Source organism: Psychrobacter sp. AOP31-B2-9 (assembly GCF_052378005.1).
Classification (GTDB): Bacteria; Pseudomonadota; Gammaproteobacteria; order Pseudomonadales; family Moraxellaceae; genus Psychrobacter.
In genome coordinates this window covers 1-23328 of sequence record NZ_JBQSXG010000048.1, presented here as the reverse complement: position 1 = coordinate 23328, position 23328 = coordinate 1, and the positions used below count along the sequence as shown (strand labels likewise).

Sequence of the window (23328 nt, the reverse complement as noted above, 5' to 3'; positions counted from 1 at the left end):
TTAAATATAGTAGCTATAAATAGTGTGCATAAAACCATTTACACTCACTACAGTTATGTAGTGGCATGTTATACTGCTAGCAATTCTGCAACAACCCCTACCTCACTATTATATAAGCTTAAGATATTCTATGGCACTGATACATTTAAAAGATATTCACCTCGCTTTTGGCGTTGCTCCTATTCTTGATGGCATTGACTTTTCGATTGAAGCAGGCGAACGTGTCTGTTTGATCGGTCGTAATGGCGAAGGTAAGTCTACTTTGTTTAAACTGATCAATGGCTCACTGCAACCTGATAGTGGCGAAGTTATTATTAATAGTAGCGTACGTATTGCGATGCTAGAACAAGACGTACCTGAAAGTAGTGGTCGCATCCTAGACATTGTGATGGGTGGTAGCCGACGTACTGCTGATCTGTTGATCAACTACAACGAACAGACCGATTTGTGTGCGAATGGCGACATGGCTGCTTGCGAGCGTATGGCGGAGTTGCAGCATGATATCGATGCCGTACACGGTTGGGATTTGGAACGTGAAGCAACTCGTCTTATCAAAACCATGGGGCTAGACCCAGAAGACGACTTGTCTTCATTGTCAGGTGGTCGTAAACGTCGTGTGCTATTAGCACGCTCATTGGTTACCAAACCTGATGTACTCCTCCTCGATGAGCCGACCAACCATTTAGACGTTGATAGTATTGAGTGGTTAGAGCACTTTTTATTAGATTGGCAAGGTCTGACACTATTATTCGTGACCCATGATAGAGCGTTCGTGAATAAACTATCGACTCGTATCATTGAGCTAGATCGTGGGCAGTTGACCAGCTATGATGTCACCCAAGGCGAAGGTGGTTATGCACGCTATCAAGAGCTAAAAGAACTACAGTTATTGGCTGAAGAAAAAAATAACGCTAACTTTGATAAAAAACTGGCGCAAGAAGAAGTTTGGATTCGTCAAGGTATCAAAGCCCGCCGCACCCGTAATGAAGGTCGTGTTCGCGATCTAAAAGCACTGCGCGAAGAGCGTAGCGCCCGTCGTGAGCAAGTCGGTAATGTGAATATCACCATGGGTCAAGGTGAGAAAAGCGGCAAGCTCGTCTGTAAAGTCAAAAACTTACATCTTGAGTATGATGGCAACGTGCTGGTTGATGACTTTACCACGACTATCATGCGTGGTGATAAAATCGGGATTGTCGGACCTAACGGTGCAGGTAAAACCACACTTATTAAAGCTCTACTCGATATGTCTGATGACGAAGTCACAAAATCTGGTAACGTCGAATTGGGTACCAATTTAAAAATTGCATTTTTCGACCAGCTACGCGATCAGTTAGACCTTGAAGCTAGTGTGGCACAAAATGTCTCAGAAGGCTCAGATTTTGTAGAAGTGGGTGGTCGCAAGACACACATCATGAGCTACTTGCAAGACTTCTTATTTGCCCCAGAGCGTGCACGTACTCCTGTCAAGGCACTATCAGGTGGTGAACGTAACCGTGTGCTACTTGCCAAACAACTATTAAAACCTGCCAACATTCTCGTACTCGATGAGCCAACCAATGATTTGGACATGGCGACACTTGAGCTATTAGAAGAATCAGTTGCCAGCTTTGGCGGAACGATTTTGCTTATCAGCCATGATCGCTCATTTATGGATAACGTTGTTACCTCAACATGGGTATTTGACGAAGATGAAGACGGCAAAGGGGTCGTCAGTGAGTATGTTGGCGGCTACCAAGAATATCTGGTACAAAAAAACCGTGAACAAGCAGCCAAGGCAGCTAGAGCGCCCGTAAGCAATACCGCAGTTAAAACAGCCAGCAAACCAACGGCTGCAAAACCCAATAAAGTGGCCAAAAAGCTTAATTTTAATGAGCAACGCGAACTGGATAATCTACCAAAAGAAATCGCAGCATTAGAAACTGAGCAAAATCAATTGCAAGAACAGCTGGCAGATGGTTCTTGGTTCACTACTGATATCACTGCAGCAACAGCGGCTAGCGAGCGATTATTGGCTATAGAAGATGAGATGATGGTCAAGTTAGAGCGTTGGAGTACGCTTGAAGGTTAAAGCATACTTGATATTTTGCGATAGCAGCTTATTTATGGTGACAGGTACTTAATTATCAGAAATAATCACCACTTTATGATATGAAGTGGTGATTATTTACTTATAGCTACTTACAAAGCAGTTATATAGTGAAAGTTACCTAATTTTCAAGTATCATTCGCTATTGCTAAATATCCTTATTAATTTTAAGGTCATTACGTCTACAATCCTCGTAAAGGATGGATGTTAGACAGTAATACCTCTAGACGTTTTGCGGTGATTATCACTTTCAACCTTATAATATACCCTATTGAGGTTGCTTTATTTTTAACGCAATAATTTATTTTATCACCGAAATAGCTTAGAATAGCAACAATTAGCAAAATTAGGCATAGCCAAAGTGGCTTGATATTGTATATTTTCTAAGCCACAAACCCAGTGTGGGATAATCCCATTTCATTCACCTGGAGGAAGTATTAATGAGCCAAGCCGAAGGCGTTAACGTACAACGCCGTAGAGTTCTTATTGCCTCAACTGCCGCGATTGGTGCAGTTGGAGTCGCTGCTGTGGCAACACCTTTTGTCCGTTCTTGGTATCCAAGCGCTAAAGCTGAGGCTGCAGGGGCTGCAGTGACCCAAGACATTGGTTCTATCGAAGCTGGACAGATGATTGTTGTCAAATATCGTGGTAAGCCTATCTATGTGGTTAAACGCACAGAAGATATGTTATCGACTTTAGAATCTGTAAAACCTTTGCTGTCTGATCCAGATTCTGAAGCATCATTACAACCTGAATATTGCAAAAATACAGAACGCTCTATCTCACCAGATGTTTTGGTGGTTGAAGGTGTTTGTACACATCTGGGCTGTGCACCAAACTATCGCCCTGATGTTGGCGCAGCCGATCTGGGTGGTAATGACTGGTTCGGCGGATTTTTCTGCCCCTGTCATGGTTCTAAGTATGATTTAGCAGGACGTGTCTTTAGTGGCGTTCCAGCACCGCTTAATTTACCTGTTCCAGAATATGGTATGGATGGTACTATCTTGACGGTTGGGGAGGCTTAATATGAGTATTGGTAAGAAATTGATGCATTGGGTGGACGCGCGTTTTCCTGCGACTGAAACCTATGAATACCATATGTCAAAGTACTACGCACCAAAGAACTTTAACTTTTGGTATTTCTTTGGCGTATTATCAATGATTGTATTGGTCAACCAATTAGTGACTGGTATATGGTTGACGATGATGTACAACCCAAGTGCCGAAGGGGCATTTGCGTCTGTTGAATATATCATGCGTGATGTAAAAGGTGGTTGGCTCATTCGTTATATGCACTCCACTGGCGCATCTGCGTTCTTTGTCGTGGTCTATCTGCATATGTTCAGAGCCTTGCTATATGGTTCATATCAGAAACCCCGTGAGCTTATTTGGCTCATCGGTATGGGTATTTACCTAGCACTTATGGCAGAAGGCTTCTTTGGTTATCTACTACCTTGGGGTAACATGTCATTTTGGGGTGCTCAGGTTATTTTGAACCTTCCTGCTGCTCTACCAGTGATTGGTGACGGTCTTGCTGAATGGGTACGCGGTGATTATATCATCTCAGGTATTACCCTAAACCGCTTCTTTGCACTACACGTAGTGGCTATTCCACTAGTCTTGGTAGGCTTAGTATTTATGCATATTGTGGCGCTACATCATGTTGGTTCGAACAACCCTGATGGTATCGACATCAAAAAGCTAAAAGATAAGAATGGCATACCATTAGATGGTATCGAGTTCCATCCTTACTACACTGTGCATGACATGGTTGGTATTGTGGTCTTCTTTATTTGTTTCTTTGCAGTGGTATTCTTCTTCCCAGAAGGTGGTGGATTCTTCCTTGAGCCACCAAACTTTGAGACAGCGAACTCACTGAAAACACCAGCGCATATTGCACCAGTATGGTACTACACGCCATTCTATGCCATCTTACGTGCCGTTCCTGATAAGCTTGGTGGTGTTATCGCAATGGGTGCCGCAATTGCCGTACTGTTCTTAATACCATGGCTTGATAGATCACCAGTACGCTCAATACGTTATAAAGGCATCTTGTCTAAAATTGCACTGACTGTGTTTGCCATCAGCTTTATCATATTGGGTTACTTAGGTGCCACGCCAACGACGCCAACAGCAACACTCATGGCTCGTATATGTACAGTGCTCTATTTCTTATTCTTCTTATTGATGCCATTTTACACTGCCATTGAAAAGTGTAAACAGCCACCAGAACGCGTTACCGGAGGTCACTAATGAACACGCTAATTAAATCCCTAGCTGGTCTAGGCTTAGGCGCGGCATTGAGTTTGACTGCTGGTACTGCAATGGCAGCTGGCGGTCACGGATGTGGTACATTCGTAAACGCCGATGGTGTCGAAGAGCATTTAGCTTGTAGTACAGCCCCTATTGATTTTACCAATAAGGGCTCACTACAAAACGGTGCGAAAACCTTTATGAACTACTGTGCGGGTTGCCACTCAGCTAAGTACGTTCGTCATTCTCGCATTGCTCAAGATTTAGAAATACCACCTGAGTTGGTTGAAAAGTATCTAATGGTAACCACTGATCAAATTGGTGACCATATCAATGCTGAAATTGACCCTGAAGTCCAAGCAGCTTGGTTTGGTGCAGCGCCTCCTGACCTATCACTTGAGACACGACTGCGTGGCGATGATTGGGTATATACTTACCTACTGTCGTTCTATGAAGATCCAAGCCGTCCTTGGGGTGCTAACAACTTAGTACTAGCGAACGCAGCCATGCCTCATGTCTTGCATAACATGCAAGAAGAGTTGAGCCAAGAAGAGTTTGAGAGTGAGGTTGGCGATTTGGTTAACTTTATGGCATGGATGGGCGAACCTGCTCGCCATGACCGCCAAGTAATTGGTTTCTTCGTTATTTTGTTCTTATTGGTCTTATTGATTCCAGTTTACTTATTGAATAAAGAGTTCTGGAAAGATGTAAAATAAGCCAATACTAAAAACATCAAAACCAAGCAAGATATTAGGCACTACTTTGGTAGTGCCTTTTTTCTATTATAATAATCAATAATGAACACCAAACGCTCCATCAACCAAAATAGACAAATAAAACGCTCAATATCAATGTTTACGTACGTTACCTTGATAAACAGGACAACTTTGTTTACGATGACAACCTTCACTATTAACATTAGGCTTTCATGATCGATGCGAACGACATTCCAAGTAGTCAGCTAATTCTATATGCTGATGACGGCTACAACAGTCATGTGGTACGCCTATTACTTGAAGAAAAAAATCTCGCTTATTATTTATCACGTTTACACTCTGAACGTCCTGAAGATTTGACCGAGCTCAACCCTTATCATACCTTGCCTGTACTACAGCAGCGTGAGATTGCGCTCTATGAAATTAATGTCATTTTTGAGTACCTAGAAGAGCGTTATCATACCAATAAACTACTGCCTGAGACGCCACAAGAGCGTGCACAGTTTCGGCAATTGGCTTGGCGAATTCAACATGATTGGCTTGTACTTGGTAAGCGCCTATTGATGCATCCAGACAGTTTTAATAAAGCACAAGCTGCCATTGCTAAAAAGCAGTTAAGCGATTCCCTTATTACTTTATCCCCACTCTTTGCTCATAAACCCTATTTTATGGCCGATGAGTTTGGCTGGTGTGATGTGCTATTAGCACCACTGCTATGGCGACTAGATGAAATGGGTATCGAGCTACCACGCGCGATCAGCCGTCCGTTGTTCGAATATCAAACAAGAGTGTTTGAGCGTGGCAGCTTTCAAAAAAGCGTGCAGTGATTAGACAAGTATTAAAAGCTGCCCTAAAATAACTACAAATAAAACCAACATCAAACAGCGTTTATCGCGTGATAAGTTACTAAATAAGACATTTTTAATCACCAGACATAATTTGTATAGGAAATCATCAGATGAGTGAAACGACCTCTATTACCCCTACCCGTCCTTATATGGTACGTGGACTATACCAGTGGATAGAAGACAACCTCCTTACCCCTTATTTGATGGTTGACGCCACTGCTGACAATTTACAGATTCCAAGAGAACATGTACAAGACGGGCGTATCGTACTCAATATTGCTAGCCGTGCGACTGGTAATATGCATATGGGTAATGATTATATTAATTTCAGTGCGCGTTTCGGCGGCGTCTCACAAGAGATTTGGATACCACTGACTGCGGTGATGGGTATCTATGCAAAAGAAAACTCACAAGGTATGTTTTTTGACCCTAATGAATATGACAACTATGAGCCCGAAGAAGGCTCAGATACTGCTGTTAAAAAGAACACTTCTACTGCGCCTAAGCCAAAACGTGATAACAAAGCGGGTTTAAAGGTATTAAAATAACTGGTTTTTCTGCACCAAAAAGCCCGTCATATTAGATATGACGGGCTTTTTTTGTGTTGTAGCTTACCCAAGACATTATCTATGTTCTTGGTAACGTCACACCGCGTTGACCTTGGTATTTACCACCACGGTCTTTATAACTGGTCTCACAGACATCGTCCGCATCACTTTGGAAAAATAGCATTTGCGCAACCCCTTCTCCAGCATAGATACGTGCTGGTAAATTGGTGGTATTACTAAACTCTAAAGTCACATGACCTTCCCACTCTGGCTCAAGTGGCGTGACGTTAACGATAATACCGCAACGTGCATAGGTTGATTTACCTAGGCAAATAGTCAGTACATCACGTGGAATACGGAAATATTCCACCGTACGTGCCAGTGCAAATGAGTTAGGCGGAATGATACACTCATCGCCCACGATATCAATAAAGCTTTTTTCATCGAAGTTTTTAGGGTCAACCACGACTGAATGTACGTTAGTAAAGACTTTAAACTCAGGCGCACAGCGTACATCATAGCCATAGCTTGAAGTACCGTAGCTAACTAAACGCTCGCCTGAATCATTAAAACGTACTTGACCTGGTTCATACGGCTCAATCATGCCATGTTCTTCGGCCATTTTACGAATCCAGCGGTCAGACTTGATAGACATTCTTGTTCCTTAGAAAGTATTTAATAGCGACGATTATACGGAATTGATGGCGAAATTTATAGTAGCGTTGATTCAATACTAGCCATTTTCAGCTAATTTTTTAGGTCCCAGCCAAATTTTTCTAAGTCACTATTTTCTAAGCCGTTATTTTCTAAGTCACTATTCATTTACAGCTACTGGCTGTCCTTGGTAGCTGACTGTGCTACTAACTATTCCTCTTTTGGCTTGTCTTGCGGCAGCCCAAACGGCTTCTGTAATGGCTTTAATCTCTATCATTGTCAATCCGCCTGCTAACTCTTCAGTGACATTGACTGCTGCAAAACCACTTACTCCAAACCGATGCTTGGGAAACTTAAGCAATAAATCAGTAATAGCTTGTACTGCTAGCAAAAAATCAGCAATCACCATTCGGCGATTGCTAAAATTCGCATTAACTTGATGGCGTTTGTTACTGCCATCTTTATAGTAGCAAACGGCACTCACTTGATTATTTGACAGTCCAATGACGTATATCGGCGGTCGAAATAACTTTAGGAGCTGATATTGCTTGGGGATAGTATCTAAATGACTTTGATAAATAGCTACGCTCACAATGTTCTCTTTTAAAAAATTCGCTTATCATCGACAGGTTTGGCAAATTTATTGATATTGGCTTCAATATTTTTGGCAATGCTCAGATAATATGGCGCAAACTCATCATCAGCCAATACACTTGGTTCGCCTTTATCCACTTGCGCACGAATACTACTAGCAAGTGGCAATTGTCCTAACAGTGGTACATGATATTGCTCAGCGATAAACTCACCACCACCAGTCCCAAAGATGGCTTCAGTATGATTGCAGTTACTACAAGTATGTAGTGCCATGTTTTCAACCACACCAAGTACCGGAATATTGGTCTTGTTAAACATCTCGACGCCTTTTTGCGCATCCAGTAGTGCCACATGCTGCGGTGTGGTCACAATCACAGCACCCGTGACCGGAATACGCTGTGCCAATGTCAACTGAATATCACCTGTACCTGGTGGCATATCAATCACTAAATAATCCAGCTGTGGCCAGTTCGTTTGATTATATAGCTGCATCAATGCGCCAGTGGCTTTTGGTCCGCGCCACGCGACAGGTGTATTATCACCATCAAGTAAACTACCGATAGACAGCATCGCCATGCCATGCGCATCGACCGGCACAAACTGCTCGTTCTCTAGCTGCGGCTTCACATCAGCAACCCCTAACATAGTAGGCATACTAGGGCCATAGATATCCGCATCCAATACACCAACACGGTTGCCAAGCTTTTGTAATGCTAAGGCAATATTGACGGTCGTCGTTGACTTACCGACACCACCTTTACCAGACGCTACCACGATAATATGACGAATACGCGGATGTGCTGCTAATGATGATTGTGTCGGTGCTGCTTTCGTAATCGGTGGCTCGACGTTATTGTTACTATCAGGGTTTGCTGCAGCATTACTCTGACTATCCATGGCGTTGGTCGTCTTTGGCATTGGTTTTGGCAACGTTGAACCAGCCCCTTTCCCTGGTGCTGGTAGACGCACGTTCATATGAATCGTGGTGATACCATGCGGATGTAGTAACTGTCCAAGCTCCTGCTGAATGGTTTCAGGCTTGCTGTTCTGCGGCAAACGCAAGTCTAAAGTGAGCTGACTACCTTCACGATTAAGACCCGTAATCATAGTCGCAATACTAACCGTACCAACTTCATAACCAAGCAATACCTTGTCTACAGCACTGTCTCGAGCTGCTCGCTGTTCTGGCGTTTCTGGTTTTTTCGTGGGATTTTTTTTCATAAAATTAAACATAGCGACCATTACTGCCTATACAAGTGGGTGGGTAGGCTAAAACAATGCTCTAGATATCGTTGATAATCCAATAAACAAGGTGAGCCTATGAGCTTTTTAGCCAAACCTTTTATCGTGATAGTGTAGCTGAATTACGAGCATAAAAAAACCACAACGCCAGTACGACTGACCTTGTGGTGATGAACAATGATAATAATAAAAGATAAGATACTGTAAAGGTAAATCTTGATGCCAAAAACTACCGGTCGCTCGCTTTTTAGTTCATAAACCAACCATGGCTGGCTAAGATGGACTGCCCTGTAAAGACATTAGTCGGAAACGCGGCTAAGAATAAAGCCAATTGGGCAATATCGTCGACCGTGGTGAACTCTTTGTCGACCGTATTCACTAGCATGATATCGTTGACCACTGACTCTTCACTGATGCCTTTTTCGGCTGCTTGTTCAGGAATCTGTTTTTCAACCAACGGCGTTTTGACAAATCCTGGACAAATCACGTGTGAGCGTACGTTATGTTGAGCCCCCTCTTTGGCCAATACACGACACAGACCTAGCAGTCCATGTTTGGCAGTCACATAAGGCGCTTTATAGAGTGAGGCTTCATGCGAATGTGCCGATCCCATATAGATAACCGTACCACCCTTATCACCTTTATACATGTGCTTAATCGCAGCTTTGGTGGTCAAAAAAGCGCCATCTAAATGGATATCAAGCATTTTTTTCCAATCGCTAAACGCCATCTTGTCAATAGGGTTAATGATTTGGATACCCGCGTTAGATACCAGAATATCGATTCCGCCAAACGTATCGACCAGCTGTTGTACCCCATCATTTACCGCATTTTCTGAGGTAACATCCATCTCAATCGCCAGTGCTCGACCGCCAACGGCTTCGATCTCATCAACCGCTTTCTGCGCGGCTTCGAGATTGATATCAGCAATACCGATCGCTGCACCTGCTTTTGCGTAAGTTCCGGCGATGTCACGTCCGATACCACTTGCAGAGCCAGTGACTAACGCTACCTTGCCTGTCAAATCTTGTTGTAATTGGGTCGCCATATCGATTCCTTATGATGGTCTAAGAATATTATTAGTTTTTATAAAAATTGAGCTAAACGATTAGGGCGTGTTGAACATTCAAATATTAGGGCTGCTGATCACTAAAATTGCACCAAACTAGGCGCAAGCCGACGATAATGTCGAGACCTTAACTAGGCTTGTAACGACGTTTGGGGTGATTTTAGCATCAGCCTTGAGAACGGATCCAGCAAAGCACTGCTTTGCCCGTTTGCAAGGCGAGAGCTATGCTCGAGTGGAGGGCAGTACTCTTTTTTGCCAATACATGGCGAAATTGTTTAACCTAGAATGACTAGGTATCAAAAATTTCACTGCATATTGTCTAAAAAATAGTCACTGCCAGCACCACATTTGAATGTTCAACACGCCCTGATCTAAATAAATGCGCCACTATAACGCTGGCGACATATGTATCTATAGCATAAAACATAGTAGTCTTAGGAGCGTTACTCTACTGTACCAAGATTACTGCACAATGTTCACTGGCGTTTTTTCTTGTAACTCTTCGAAACTGACACCATCGGCTAGCTCAATCAATTTCAACCCGCTATCGGTGATGTCTAACACAGCAAGCTCAGTAATAATGCGATCAACCACGCCTTTTCCCGTCAGTGGTAACTCACAGTTGGCCAAAATTTTAGGGTCACCGTGTTTGTTGACTTGTTCCATCAGGACAATCACGCGCTGCACGCCTGCAACCAAATCCATTGCCCCGCCCATTCCTTTGACCATTTTTTTGGGAATCATCCAGTTGGCAAGATCGCCTTTTTCTGAGACTTCCATCGCACCCAATATGGCCAAATTAACATGGCCACCGCGAATCATTGCAAAAGAGTCTGAACTACCAAAATAACTAGCACCCGCCTCTGCAGTTACTGTCTGCTTGCCAGCATTAATCAAATCAGCGTCGACGCTATCTACCATAGGAAACTCGCCAATACCAAGCAGCCCATTCTCTGACTGTAGCCATACGTCTACGCCTTCTGGAATATAGTTGGCTACAAGCGTTGGGAGACCGATGCCTAGATTTACGTAATAACCGTCTTGCAATTCTTGTGCAGCGCGTTGTGCCATTTGTTCTCTTGTCCATGCCATGCTGATTTCCTTATTTTTTGCGATATTCTATTTTTATTCATTTAGACAGCCAGTTATCTAATCAATTAGCTGTCTAAGCTCTATCTATCTAAGCTCTATCTATCTAAAATCTACTATTAATGTCACATACAGCTAGACTTCGACTACGTTTTATTTACACGCCTTCTAGCGCTTTAGTTGTGGTTTTTTCGATACGTTTTTCGGGAGCGCTATTCAGTACAATACGCTGAACGAAGATACCTGGCAGGTGAACCTCATCTGGATCTAGCATTCCAGTCTCTACGATTTCCTCTACCTCTACGATAGTCATTTTCCCAGCCATCGCACAGTCTGGATTAAAGTTACGAGCGGTCTTGTTGAATATCAAGTTCCCTGCTTTGTCAGCTTTTTGCGCCTTGATTAGGGCAACATCGGCGCGCAATGAATGCTCTAGCACATAAGTACGACCATCAAAGTCACGGGTTTCTTTACCTTCAGCAACTAACGTACCTACGCCTGTTGCAGTATAAAACGCAGGAATACCAGCACCGCCTGAGCGCAGTTTCTCAGCCAGTGTACCTTGCGGCGTCAACTCAACTTCTAACTCGCCCGCCAGATACTGGCGCTCAAACTCTTTGTTTTCACCCACATAAGATGAGATCATTTTTTTGATTTGGCGAGTTTGCAATAATAGCCCTAGACCGAAATCATCGACACCAGCGTTGTTACTGATACAGGTCAAATGATTAACCCCACTGTCACGTAACGCTTCTATTAATGCCTCTGGAATACCACATAGCCCAAAGCCACCAATTGCGAGCGTCTGCCCATCCTTAACGATGCCTTGTAGCGCCTCTGCAGCACTGCTGTATACTTTTGATCGACTCATACTTATCTCCTATGATTGTTATTTATATTTTTTGATTTTTGCATAAACTGCACTTCACGGTCACTTACTTTGGTAGATGGATATATCGGCCCATAGATATATCGGCTCATGAATATAAAAGCACGCTGTATGGCTCAGCAGCTCTAATACTTGAATGTTCAACATACCCTATTCGTTTGAGCGTTATACTAATAGCCAAAACACACTCATGATAATCGCGCCAGATACCACCAGCACGATCAGGCAATAACCCATGATAGCTCGTGCATCCAAACCTGCAATACCCAGTAGCGGCAATGCCCAAAATGGCTGAATCATATTGGTCCACGCATCACCCCATGCAACCGCCATCGCCGTCACAGCTGGACTGACACCCAGTTCAATACCAGCAGGAATCATCACTGGGCCTTGAACGGCAAACTGTCCACCGCCCGATGGTACAAAAACATTGACCAAGCCTGCACTCAAAAATGCAAATATCGGGAAACTGTCTGCAGAAGCAGAATTGACAAAAAACTCGGTCACTTGCGTACTGATAGAGATGCCATCGGTATTGGCACCTGTCATGATTCCCATGATGCCACCATAAAACGGAAACAATAATACAATGCCTGTAATACCGCCAATGCCTGAATTCACGGCGCGATAGTAACGTTCTAACGTACCGTGCGACAGCAAACCTATAAATAAGAACAGCCCAATAACGATGTTCAGCCCTAAGTTAAATCCATTAGTACCAAACTCGCTAATGTAATACATCAGCGCTAATGCTAACAAGATCACAGCAATAATACGGCTATCGTCTAGCTTTTGGGCTGGTGTATCTCTTTGGGGTGCGATGTACACTTCTCGCTTGATCAGGTTGGGATCGATCACTGTAGGATTTTTGGGATGCATAAAACGGTTAACGAGAGGCAAAATGACTATTAGCAAACCCACCAGTAGCAAGTTATAGCCTGCAAATACGGTCTGTGACAAAGGCACCGCTTCGGTCATGGTATTACTAGACAATGTCAGTAGCGTATCACCGCCAGAGCTGAGCGTCAGTGGTATCGACCCCGAAAATCCACCATGCCAAATCACAAATCCAGAATAAGCAGCCGCGACCAGTAAAGGGTAATCGACATTGGCGACTTTTTTTGCCAATGATTTAGCAAAGATTGCTCCGATAATTAGACCAAAGCCCCAGTTAATCCATGAACCAACTAGCCCAACCAAGGTTGATACCATAATGGCGGTCGTAGGAGAATGCACTCTACTGGCAAGACTGTCCAGTAAACGTTGAATGAACGGTGCGCTAGCAAATGCGTAGCCAGTAACTAGGACCAATGCCATTTGCATGGCAAAGCTATGCAGCGACCACAAGCCATTACCCCAATGCCCTGCCATCGCAATCATGTCCTGACCAGTCGTTGCTAGCCCAACGGCAAACGCAATGAGGGTCAAAACAATCGAGAACACGAATGGGGATGGTAAATAGCGATTGACTAACTGCACGCTCATATTAGTGATGGCACTAAACATATTCACATTCCTTGTAAATTTAATGTTTGGTTTTGAGAGTTTTTATTGACACTTATTTTGACTGTTTATAAAGTTTGCCTGTGCTTCCCGCTCACTACCTCCAGTAAACAATAAAATATTCATTATTAGCAATATATTAATACGTTTCATATCGATATATCATATAAAAAGCATATGTGCTAACTTAGCATACTATTCTAGAAACGACTAGAAAATAACATCAAAAGCACGCGAGGCCATGTAATGTCTTGTTATAGCTCGCTGCTTTTTTTTGCCAAGGAGGGCAACTATGTTTAGCACATTCGCTATTGTCATCACTTTATTATTATTAATGTTTTTTGCCTATCGTGGCTACTCGGTACTGATTTTGGCACCGATTATGGCTATTTTGGCCGTGGTATTATCAGGTGACTTTTTAAGCAGTATTCCTGCTTACACTGATGTTTTTATGGGTGCGTTGAGCGGATTTTTGCTTAAGTTTTTCCCGATTTTTTTATTAGGTGCACTCTTTGGACGGTTGATGGCCGACTCTGGTGCGGCGACAGCGATTGCCAGCACCGTGGTTGAGAAGCTTGGTGCTAGCAAAGCCATACTCGCTGTTATTTTGGTATGCGCTATTTTGACCTATGGCGGTGTCTCATTATTCGTCGTCGCATTTGCCATCTACCCAATCGCCAAAGACTTGTTTAAAGCTGCCGATATTCCCAAGCGATTGATTCCAGCAGCCATTGCTCTAGGGTCATTTACCTTTACGATGACTGCACTACCGGGCACGCCAGCGATTCAAAACGCCATTCCCATTCCTTATTACAATACCAACGTGTTTGCTGCGCCTATTTTAGGCATCATCGGTGGTTTGGTTATGTTTATTGGTGGTTGGATGTGGTTACAATCACGAGCCAGAAAAGCCAATGCTGCAGGTGAAGGCTATGGTCAACATGATGATGAAGATGTGGGTAGTCTTAGTGCAGACACACAAGAAACTGAAGCGCTAAATACGCATCAAACTTCATTTACCGTTGCGATGATTCCCTTAGTATTGGTCATCGGTTTAAACGCTATACTGACATATATTATTTTTCCATTAATGGAATTCAACGGTTTACAGACACAATTCCCCGAATTGAATATCGCAGGCTCACTCGGATTATGGTCAATTATCATCTCATTGGTCGTGGCTTGTGTAGTACTAGTCCTACTCCGTATTGGACATTGGGATAACCTACAAAAGACCATTAACCGCGGTACTTACGACTCTATGTTGCCGATTTTTAATACGGCATCAGAAGTGGGTTATGGAGCCGTTATCGCTTCATTAGCAGGCTTCTTGATCATTCGTGATAGTATCTTAAACCTAAACCCTGACAACCCTCTGATCTCAGAAGCTGTCGCAATGACCACGCTTGCAGGTATTACCGGCTCATCATCTGGTGGTTTGAGTATCGCGCTGTCGACATTGGGCGAAGATTATCTAAGAATGGCCATCAATGCTGGTATCGATCCAGAGCTGATGCACCGAGTCGCTGTCATGGCAGCCGGTGGTTTAGATACCTTGCCACACAGTGGTGCGGTCATCACTGTCATCACTTTAGGGACAATGTTTGGTTCATTTTAAGTTTGGTTTATTTTAATTTTCAATCATAAAATCTAAACCATGGCGCCTAACCAAAAACCCACTTAGCGATTGCTTGGTGGGTTTTTCATGACAGTTCTTGCAACAATCAGTTATGGTTCAAGGCCAATATTTATAGTAGATAAATAAAGAGTTCGCTATATGCCACATAGAATACATTGCCTGATTAATTACGGAGGAATGTCACAAATTTAACCGAATTACGGTATCATAGGCACACTTTTTAAGTTTTCATTCTTTTTAGAAGTTTTTAGTATTGATAACATCGCGTCCAATGGACATAAACTGCTAAGACGTTTGATAATCAACCCGTTTATATAAAAATATAGGTGATAAAAGTGCGTGAGATTTTAGTAACCAGTGCGCTGCCCTACGCCAATGGCTATATCCATTTGGGGCATCTTGTAGAATATATTCAGACAGACATCTGGGTACGTGCGATGAAGGCACAAGGCCATCAGGTCACTTATGTCTGTGCAGATGATGCACACGGTACCGCCATCATGCTAAAAGCAGAAGCCAATGGCGTAACGCCAGAAGAACAAATTGCGTCCGTAAAAGCGTCACATGAAGCTGATTTTGCCAAATTTTTAGTCAATTTTGACAATTATCATTCTACTCACTCAGAGGAAAACAAGCATTTCTCTGAATTGATTTATCGTCGTCTTAATAGTGCTGGACACATTAGCACAAAGGATGTTGAACAATTATTCGACCCTGAAAAGAAATTGTTTTTAGCCGATCGATTTGTCAAAGGAGAATGCCCTGAGTGCGGTGCCCTTGATCAATATGGTGATAACTGTGAAGTATGCGGTACTACCTACGACGCTACCGAACTTAAAAACCCACATTCAACGCTATCTGATGCCACACCAGTCCTAAAGACCTCAAAGCATTATTTCTTTGATTTGCCTGAGTTTGAGCAATTCCTAAAAGACTGGACACGCAGTGACAACCGCTTGCAAACGTCAGTGGCAAATAAATTGCAAGAATGGTTTGACGCTGGCCTTACCAGCTGGGACATCTCACGTGATGCACCTTATTTTGGCTTTCAAATTCCAGATACCCCAAGCGATGAGCCAGACAAATACTTCTATGTATGGCTAGATGCGCCAGTCGGCTATATGGCAAGCTTTAAAAGCCTATGCGACAAACGTGAAGGTACTGAGCAAGCGCTTGATTTTGACCGCTACTGGGCACAAGAAAACGAGAATAAAACCGAGGTTTATCACTTCATCGGTAAAGACATCGTTTATTTCCATGCCTTATTTTGGCCAGCTATGCTAGCTGGTAGTGAGTTACGCACACCAACTGGTGTTTTTGCCCACGGCTTCTTGATGGTCAATGGCGAAAAAATGAGTAAATCACGCGGCACTTTTATTAAGGCCGAAACTTACGCTGAACACTTACACCCTGAGTATTTACGTTATTACTTCGCCAGTAAGCTGTCTGACAAAGTAGAAGATATCAACCTTGATTTAGAAGACTTTATGCAAAAGGTTAACTCTGACTTGGTTGGTAAAGTAGTCAATATCGCCAGTCGTAGTGCAGGGTTCTTGGTTAAGAAATACGATGGCATGCTATCGGATGTTTGCGTCGAGTCAGAGCTATTAGAAGACATTACTAAAACGGGTGATGAAATCGCGGTCGCTTATGAAAACCGTGAGTTCTCTCGCGCCATGCGCTTAATCATGCAGTGTGCAGACAAAGCCAATGAATATATCGATGGTAAAAAACCTTGGTCACTTGCTAAGCAAGAAGGTACTGAGCAAGAAGTTCAAGACGTCTGCTCGGTCGCTATTAATATTTTCCGTCAATTGATGGTTTATCTCGCGCCAGTATTACCAGAACTGACCGATAATGCTAAGGGCTTTTTAAACGTAGACGACTTAAGCTTTGCCAGTCGTAATGAGTGGTTACTAGGTCATAAAATCAATAAGTTTAAACCATTGATGCAACGGATCGAGGCAAAAGACATTGAAGCAATGATTGAAGATTCAAAAGCCTCTCTCGCACAAGCAGACGCTCCAGCTGTGTCCGATAATAGCAAGCCTGCCGTAAAAGACAAAGCGCAAACAACAGACGTTGATACTGAGCAAGCCGATTATATTGGTATCGAAGACTTTGCCAAAGTTGAGATGAAAGTAGCACACGTCTTAGAGTGCAATCATGTAGAAGGCGCGGACAAGCTTCTACAGTTTACGTTGGATGTTGGTGAAGACAAGCCACGCAACGTGTTCAGCGGTATTCGTAAGTTTTATGAGCCTGAGCAATTGGTTGATAAAAAGGTCATTTGTGTGACCAACCTTGCCCCGCGTAAGATGAAATTCGGTATATCAGAAGGCATGGTGCTATCAACTGGTGAGCCAAAGACGGGCTTGACGGTCGTTACCTTACCGGATGCTTGTGTCGTTGGTGATGTACTCGCATAAGATATATCTGCCTAAAAAGAGCTGACCTAATCCGCATAACTGTCGTGCTGAATAAGCTATCTTGCTGAATAACGGAGAACAACATTGGTATTGCTTAGGCTTTTGGCAGATATTCTCTTTTATTTGGCATTAGGTTTAATCGCTTATTGGTTTTTTACAGCAGATACGACCGCACTCTGGGTGGCTATCGGTAGTGGTGTGTTTAGTGCCATACTATTTATATATACTGCGGATATCAGACGCTCGCGACGCAGCAGTCGTTTAGATCCTTCGAGTATATGGGATTGGTTATATTTTATAGATATAATAGAGATTCCTTTTTATATAATTGGCTGGCTATTCCGTAGTTTATGGCGAGTCTTTGATTAGCGTTTGTTGAGCGTTCAAATACACAAAAAGATGCCCTAAGTGGTATCTTTTTTATTGCATTAAGATAAGCTAATAACGATAGCAGCGAATTACAATTATTTAGCATTCACATATTGACTCATAACTATAGTCTGTTGAACATTCAAATATGAGGGTTGCTGATTGCTACGCTGTAGGCTTTAATGCTTAACTATGGGTAGTCGCTCAATGTGTGTCTAATAGCGACTGCTCTCTCAATTCATTTAGCTCTACTTTTTTTAATTCTGCTTTTATTTTTTCGTATGCTTCTGTTTTTTTAATGGCTTCTGCTCTAGCTTTGTATGCATTAGCTTTTGCCGTTTCTGCTACTTTCGCAAGAGCTTCTGCTCTAGCTTCGTATTCATCAGCTGTTGCTTTTGCTAGCGCTGCTTCTGCTTCTGCCATAGCTACGCTGGCGCGCGCGTCTGTGCTAGATTGTTGGGCTTGTTCCATAGCATATTCATTATTGGCATTTGCTACTCCAAAAGTCAGAGCGGTCAAAACTATCACACCTGATAGGAGTGTGAATGATTGGTTTAATAATCTCATAATATTTACGACCTTAAATTTTTTCAAATACGATCATTAGGCAAGTTTGCTTTATTTTAACCCAGTTAGTGATTCTTTATTTATATTAATAATAATCAACTTTCCAAATATGGCTATGACTAAGACTCCTTAATTTTTTATTGCGATAAGTTACATTGCTGTCATAATATAGCCATCATGATCATAAAATTGATCACCCCAATGTTAGCCTACTATCGCAGAACTGACATCACAGAACTGATACTGCTGTCATTCGGCTAACCTGCATTCTCTAACCTATGAGCCAGACTAATAATGACCATTACTTCTACTCTACGCTTAAGCCTGTGCAGCGTTGCTATTGGTGCCATCAGTACTCTTGGCCTAATAGGCTGCTCAAATACCGATGATACCGCCACAGCCAATAACGCTGCCACATCTGACAAGCCCGCCAAAACATTGGCCATCACTCAAATCGTCGAACACCCTTCTCTAGATGAGATGCGTCGCGGCATCATAGATGAGTTAGCTGATAATGGCTATATCGAAGGTCAAAACCTAACGATTAACTTCCAAAGCGCACAAGGAAACACAGCGACTGCGGGTCAGATTGCCAAACAGTTCGCAGGAGACAATCCAGATGCCATCGTGGCAATCTCAACACCTTCTGCTCAATCAATCGTGGCCTCAACCAAAACTGTCCCCGTCATCTATACCGCTATCTCAGACCCTGTTGCCGCAAAGCTTATCGATGCAAATGCGGTACCTATCCAATCTAATGTGACAGGCTTATCTAGTGAGCTTCCTATTGCGCCGCAGTTAGACAATATTCAAAAAATTGTACCCAATGCTAAAACCATAGGCTACGTCTATAGCCCAGGTGAAATTAATTCTGTAGTGGTACTCAATCAGCTTAAAGAACTTGCACCAGCACGTGGACTTGAGATATTAGATGTGACCGCCAATCGTCCAACGGATGTTGCTATGGCAACACGCAGCCTCTCTGGTCGCGCTGATGTTATTTACACCTCTTTAGACAATAATGTCGTCTCTGGGTTTGAAGCCATGGCAGGTGCCGCCAATGAGCTAGATATTCCAATTATTGCCTCAGATGAGTTTAGTGTGAGACGCGGTGCTACTGCGGCACTTGGTGTCAATGACTATGACTTTGGTCGTACCACAGGCAAGATGGTTTATCGTGTGCTCAATGGTGAAGCTATCAATACAATCAAGCCTGAAGTCATGAATACTTTAACTTTATACGCAAGCCCAAAACACGGTGCAGAACAAGGCGTAAGCTTGACAGATGACTTGTTAAAAAATGCCATCAATGTTGATAAAGAAGCGCAGAGTACTGATAAGTAGTACTAACTTAAGTAACACTTTGCCATCTATATAAATGATGTGCTTTAACCTTTATTTACCCATTAAATAATGTATGGACACATTATTGCTTTTAGGAGTGAGACCCATGTTGTATCAAAACCGTTTTGGTCATTTTAATTTTAGTAAGGCACTATTATTAGGCGGCGTCTGTACCGCTATTTTGACTGGTTGTAATCAATCAGCACAAGATACTGTTAGTGCTGACAGTGCCACTGGCGATGCCGCAACAGAGATGAAAAATGTCGCTATTACAGCTATTGTTGAGCATCCAGCGCTTGATGATGTACGCAAGGGTGTCATCGATGAGCTAAATGAGGCGGGCTTTAAAGACGGTGAAAACCTAACCGTTAATTTCCAAAGCGCACAGGGTAATACTGCAACAGCTGGGCAGATTGCCAAACAGTTTGTGGCAGACAGCTCAGATGTTATTGTTGCCATTGGTACACCATCAGCACAGTCGGTTGCAGCTGCTACCAGTACCATTCCTTTGGTATTCTCTGCTGTGACCGACCCAGTCGAAGCCAAATTGGTACCTAAATTAGATGGTTCTGGTACCAACGTCACAGGCGGCTCTGATGCGCTTCCTTACGAGCCACAAATCGAGTTAATGCGCCAGATCATTCCTAACCTCAAAAATGTGGGTTATGTCTATAGTCCAGGCGAAGTAAACTCAACCATTATTCTCAAAAATCTAAAAGAAAAGCTAACACCACTTGGTATCAATGTGCTTGAAGCCCCTGCCCAGCGTAGTAACGATATTCCAATGGCAGCGCGTAGTCTAGAAGGTAAAGTCGACATGATTTACACTTCAACAGATAACAATGTGGTATCAGCGTATGAGTCACTGTTTCAAGTAGCCAAAGAAAGTAAAATCCCACTCATTGCCTCTGATACTAGCTCAGTTGCACGTGGTGCAGTGGCGGCATTAGGCGTTGACTATTATCAATTGGGACGCGAAACAGGTAAAATTGTCGTGCGTATTTTAAACGGCGAAAAAGCAGGCGAGATTCCAGTTTATACGCCACAAGCACTTAATTTATATGTTAGCCCAACAAATGCCACCGCTGAAGGTATCACATTGCCACAAGCCGTTATCGATAATGCAAAAGAAGTGGTAGAATAACGCACTTTTATATTTGGCCTATAATACAGCCATAAATAAACATTTAAACAAGAAACCCAGCTATGAACCAGTAGGCTGGGATTCTTGTTTAAGAGACTGTTGTTTAAGTGATTTTTTTAAATACTACTGCTTAAACATTTTTATTTGGCTTATTTATAAAGCACTTAGTCAATATCAAGTATGTTGTGTGCTTTCTAAATGAGCTATCTTTTATATCAAAGCTTTGAACCAAGGTAACTTATGATAGTCGTTCATCGTGACATGTTTTGGTTTACCCTAACCGCAGATTGCTTAATCTGTTAAATTCACCGCTTAGCTGTTTAGCTGATATTCATTGATACAGTCAGTTCAAGATAATTGAGATACAAAGCAGACGAGTGAAAGTACTACAATTAGTAGACTAAACAAGCTTGATGCCGTATCTGATTTATATAGGATTGATTAGAGAATATATCACTAGAATATTATTCACTAAACGCTTGGTTATGACTTACTGATCTCTTATGTCCTTAATTGCTTTTTTTGGTGCGCTTGAAAGCGGTCTAATTTATGGCCTCGTTGCACTTGGTGTGCTGATTTCGTTTCGTACGCTAGATTTCCCCGACTTAACCGCTGATGGTAGCTTTCCACTAGGTGGTGCAGTCGCTGGTATATCCATCATCGCTGGTATCAACCCATGGCTAGCCTGTGCGTTTGGCATGTTGGCAGGCGCAGTCGCTGGTATCGTCACGGCTTGGTTGCATGTCAAACTTGGTATCCTGCAACTGCTTGCCAGTATTTTAGTGATGGTGGCGCTTTACTCTGTCAATTTACGTATCATGGGCGCACCAAACTTACCGCTATTGGGTGAAACTACGGTGTTTAGCGCCTTGGTGACCGATGGCAATGGTTATTGGATGCGTTGTTTAATTATCGGTATGGTTGTGCTGCTGGCTATGCTGTTTTTAAACTGGTTTTATAGTACCGAATCAGGTCTGTCGATGCGTGCAACTGGCTCAAACCTAAGAATGGCTCAGGCTCAAGGCATCAATACCTCATGGATGACCATCGTCGGTATGGCAGTCTCTAACGGTCTGATCGCACTAGCAGGCGCCCTGTTTGTACAGACCCAAGGTGGCGCAGACATTTCTATCGGTATCGGTACAATTGTCATCGGTCTAGCAGCGGTCATCATCGGCGAAACCATTATACCTGCCAAGCGTATCTGGCTGATTACCTTTGCTGTGGTCGTCGGTGCTGTGCTGTACAAGCTATTTATTCAGGTCGCGCTATCGAGTGATACGCTGCGTAGTATTGGCTTTGGCCCGCAGGATTTGAACTTGATTACAGCGCTACTCGTGGTATTTGCCTTGGTATTGCCAAAAGCGAAAAATAAATTCTTAAGTCGTAAAGTTCGAGCTTAATGTCAATGTGCAACCATAAGGAATAATGATTATGATGCAAGCTACAGATTTGCGGTTGACCTTTAATCCCGGAACGCCCATTGAAAACCCTGCACTACGCGGTATCAATTTAAACATTGCAGATGGTGAATTTGTGACTGTCATCGGTACCAATGGTGCTGGTAAATCTACTTTTTTGAATGCAGTAAGCGGTACTACTCGCGTAGATAGTGGCAGTATTTCATTGAACGGTATTGATGTCACCAAAAAAACAGCACACCAACGTGCGCATTGGGTTGCCCGTGTGTTTCAAGATCCAATGGCTGGAACTTGTGAAGCACTCACTATCGAAGAAAACATGGCACTGGCTTATAAGCGTGGTGGCAAACGTGGTTTAAGTTTTGCACTCAACCCAAGCAACCGAGACTTATTTAGAGAAAAACTCTCCGTTCTAAAGCTTGGACTAGAAAACCGTCTGACCGACCGTATGGGTCTATTATCCGGTGGTCAACGACAAGCCGTCAGTCTACTCATGGCATCGTTACAGCCCTCTAAAATACTATTATTAGATGAACATACTGCGGCACTTGACCCCAAAACAGCTGCTTTTGTACTAGAGCTGACTGATAAGATTGTAACGGACAATAAGCTGACCACAATGATGGTCACACACTCGATGCAACAAGCATTAGCGCATGGCACACGTACCGTTATGCTGCATCAAGGCCAAGTGGTATTAGATGTCTCTGGTGATGCTCGTAAAGGTATGACTGTGCATGATTTGCTAGATATGTTTGAGCAAACACGCGGCGAAAAAGTCGAAGATGACAGTTTGATTTTGAGTTGATTTATAAAACAATCACATTTGAATTCTAAAATAAAAAACGCCCTGTAAATGGGCGTTTTTTTATGATTACTTTCATAGATATAAGTATTTTGAATATTCAGAATTAAGCAATACTA

General features: G+C 42.9%; 20 protein-coding genes. 12 read left to right on the top strand and 8 right to left on the bottom strand.

The features are described 5' to 3' along the window. Positions 1-130 precede the first annotated feature (130 nt). The 6 genes from abc-f to ACT3SX_RS07395 all read left to right on the top strand — a co-directional run bounded on the left by abc-f (position 131) and on the right by ACT3SX_RS07395 (position 6451). Positions 131-2068, top strand: a complete 1938-nt coding sequence (gene abc-f / locus ACT3SX_RS07420; protein WP_192520099.1) for a ribosomal protection-like ABC-F family protein — start codon at positions 131-133, stop codon at positions 2066-2068. A gap of 458 nt (positions 2069-2526) precedes the next feature. Next, complete coding sequence (petA, locus tag ACT3SX_RS07415) at positions 2527-3111, top strand: ubiquinol-cytochrome c reductase iron-sulfur subunit (protein WP_192520098.1); 585 nt, start codon at positions 2527-2529, stop codon at positions 3109-3111. Positions 3112-3133: 22 nt separating this feature from the next. Continuing rightward, a complete protein-coding gene (locus ACT3SX_RS07410) occupies positions 3134-4339 on the top strand; it encodes a cytochrome b (RefSeq protein WP_192520100.1) in 1206 nt (401 codons plus the stop codon). Continuing rightward, positions 4339-5055, top strand: coding sequence for a cytochrome c1 (locus ACT3SX_RS07405; protein ID WP_192520097.1), 717 nt, complete (start codon positions 4339-4341; stop codon positions 5053-5055). Before ACT3SX_RS07410 ends, ACT3SX_RS07405 begins: the two co-directional genes overlap by 1 nt. A 212-nt stretch (positions 5056-5267) precedes the next feature. Beyond that, positions 5268-5882: a glutathione S-transferase N-terminal domain-containing protein gene (locus tag ACT3SX_RS07400; RefSeq protein ID WP_192520096.1), complete on the top strand. Its 615-nt coding sequence runs from the start codon at positions 5268-5270 to the stop codon at positions 5880-5882. A gap of 131 nt (positions 5883-6013) precedes the next feature. Continuing rightward, entirely contained in the window at positions 6014-6451 is a 438-nt protein-coding gene (locus ACT3SX_RS07395; RefSeq protein ID WP_192520095.1) for a ClpXP protease specificity-enhancing factor, read from the top strand. 79 nt (positions 6452-6530) lie between these two features. On the opposite strand, the gene dcd is transcribed toward ACT3SX_RS07395, so the two are convergent. From dcd to ACT3SX_RS07360, 7 genes are all read right to left on the bottom strand, one after another. Further along, positions 6531-7106: a dCTP deaminase gene (dcd, locus tag ACT3SX_RS07390; protein WP_192520094.1), complete on the bottom strand. Its 576-nt coding sequence runs from the start codon at positions 7104-7106 to the stop codon at positions 6531-6533. A 159-nt stretch (positions 7107-7265) separates the two neighbouring features. After that, positions 7266-7697 (bottom strand): hypothetical protein, encoded by a 432-nt coding sequence (locus ACT3SX_RS07385; protein WP_192520093.1) that lies wholly within the window; start codon positions 7695-7697, stop codon positions 7266-7268. 11 nt (positions 7698-7708) lie between these two features. Then, on the bottom strand, positions 7709-8932 hold the full coding sequence (gene apbC / locus ACT3SX_RS07380) for an iron-sulfur cluster carrier protein ApbC (protein ID WP_192520092.1): 1224 nt from the start codon (positions 8930-8932) through the stop codon (positions 7709-7711). A gap of 256 nt (positions 8933-9188) precedes the next feature. Beyond that, entirely contained in the window at positions 9189-9989 is an 801-nt protein-coding gene (locus ACT3SX_RS07375) for a 3-hydroxybutyrate dehydrogenase (protein WP_192520091.1), read from the bottom strand. A 483-nt stretch (positions 9990-10472) separates the two neighbouring features. Beyond that, positions 10473-11102 (bottom strand): CoA transferase subunit B, encoded by a 630-nt coding sequence (locus tag ACT3SX_RS07370; RefSeq protein WP_192520355.1) that lies wholly within the window; start codon positions 11100-11102, stop codon positions 10473-10475. Between the two features lie 154 nt (positions 11103-11256). Beyond that, positions 11257-11970 carry a CoA transferase subunit A gene (locus ACT3SX_RS07365; protein WP_192520354.1) on the bottom strand — a complete coding sequence of 238 codons (714 nt, stop codon included), beginning with the start codon at positions 11968-11970 and terminating at the stop codon, positions 11257-11259. A gap of 183 nt (positions 11971-12153) precedes the next feature. Beyond that, positions 12154-13494 (bottom strand): short-chain fatty acid transporter, encoded by a 1341-nt coding sequence (locus ACT3SX_RS07360; protein ID WP_192520353.1) that lies wholly within the window; start codon positions 13492-13494, stop codon positions 12154-12156. A gap of 289 nt (positions 13495-13783) precedes the next feature. Between ACT3SX_RS07360 and ACT3SX_RS07355 the strand changes: the two genes are divergently transcribed. Together ACT3SX_RS07355 and metG are read left to right on the top strand one after the other, a co-directional pair. Beyond that, positions 13784-15109: a GntP family permease gene (locus ACT3SX_RS07355; protein WP_192520352.1), complete on the top strand. Its 1326-nt coding sequence runs from the start codon at positions 13784-13786 to the stop codon at positions 15107-15109. A gap of 356 nt (positions 15110-15465) precedes the next feature. After that, entirely contained in the window at positions 15466-17559 is a 2094-nt protein-coding gene (gene metG, locus ACT3SX_RS07350; RefSeq protein WP_192520351.1) for a methionine--tRNA ligase, read from the top strand. 573 nt (positions 17560-18132) lie between these two features. On the opposite strand, the gene ACT3SX_RS07345 is transcribed toward metG, so the two are convergent. Then, positions 18133-18522 (bottom strand): hypothetical protein, encoded by a 390-nt coding sequence (locus ACT3SX_RS07345; protein WP_192520350.1) that lies wholly within the window; start codon positions 18520-18522, stop codon positions 18133-18135. 267 nt (positions 18523-18789) lie between these two features. On the opposite strand from ACT3SX_RS07345, the gene ACT3SX_RS07340 reads away from it, so the two are divergent. From ACT3SX_RS07340 to ACT3SX_RS07325, 4 genes are all read left to right on the top strand, one after another. Then, the gene (locus ACT3SX_RS07340) at positions 18790-19839 is read left to right on the top strand and encodes an ABC transporter substrate-binding protein (protein WP_192519552.1); all 1050 of its coding nucleotides are present in this window, start codon (positions 18790-18792) and stop codon (positions 19837-19839) included. A gap of 106 nt (positions 19840-19945) precedes the next feature. Continuing rightward, the gene (locus ACT3SX_RS07335) at positions 19946-20983 is read left to right on the top strand and encodes an ABC transporter substrate-binding protein (protein WP_192519551.1); all 1038 of its coding nucleotides are present in this window, start codon (positions 19946-19948) and stop codon (positions 20981-20983) included. Between the two features lie 503 nt (positions 20984-21486). Beyond that, on the top strand, positions 21487-22386 hold the full coding sequence (locus tag ACT3SX_RS07330; RefSeq protein ID WP_192519550.1) for an ABC transporter permease: 900 nt from the start codon (positions 21487-21489) through the stop codon (positions 22384-22386). Positions 22387-22417: 31 nt separating this feature from the next. Next, entirely contained in the window at positions 22418-23212 is a 795-nt protein-coding gene (locus ACT3SX_RS07325) for an ABC transporter ATP-binding protein (protein WP_192519549.1), read from the top strand. Positions 23213-23328 lie beyond the last annotated feature (116 nt).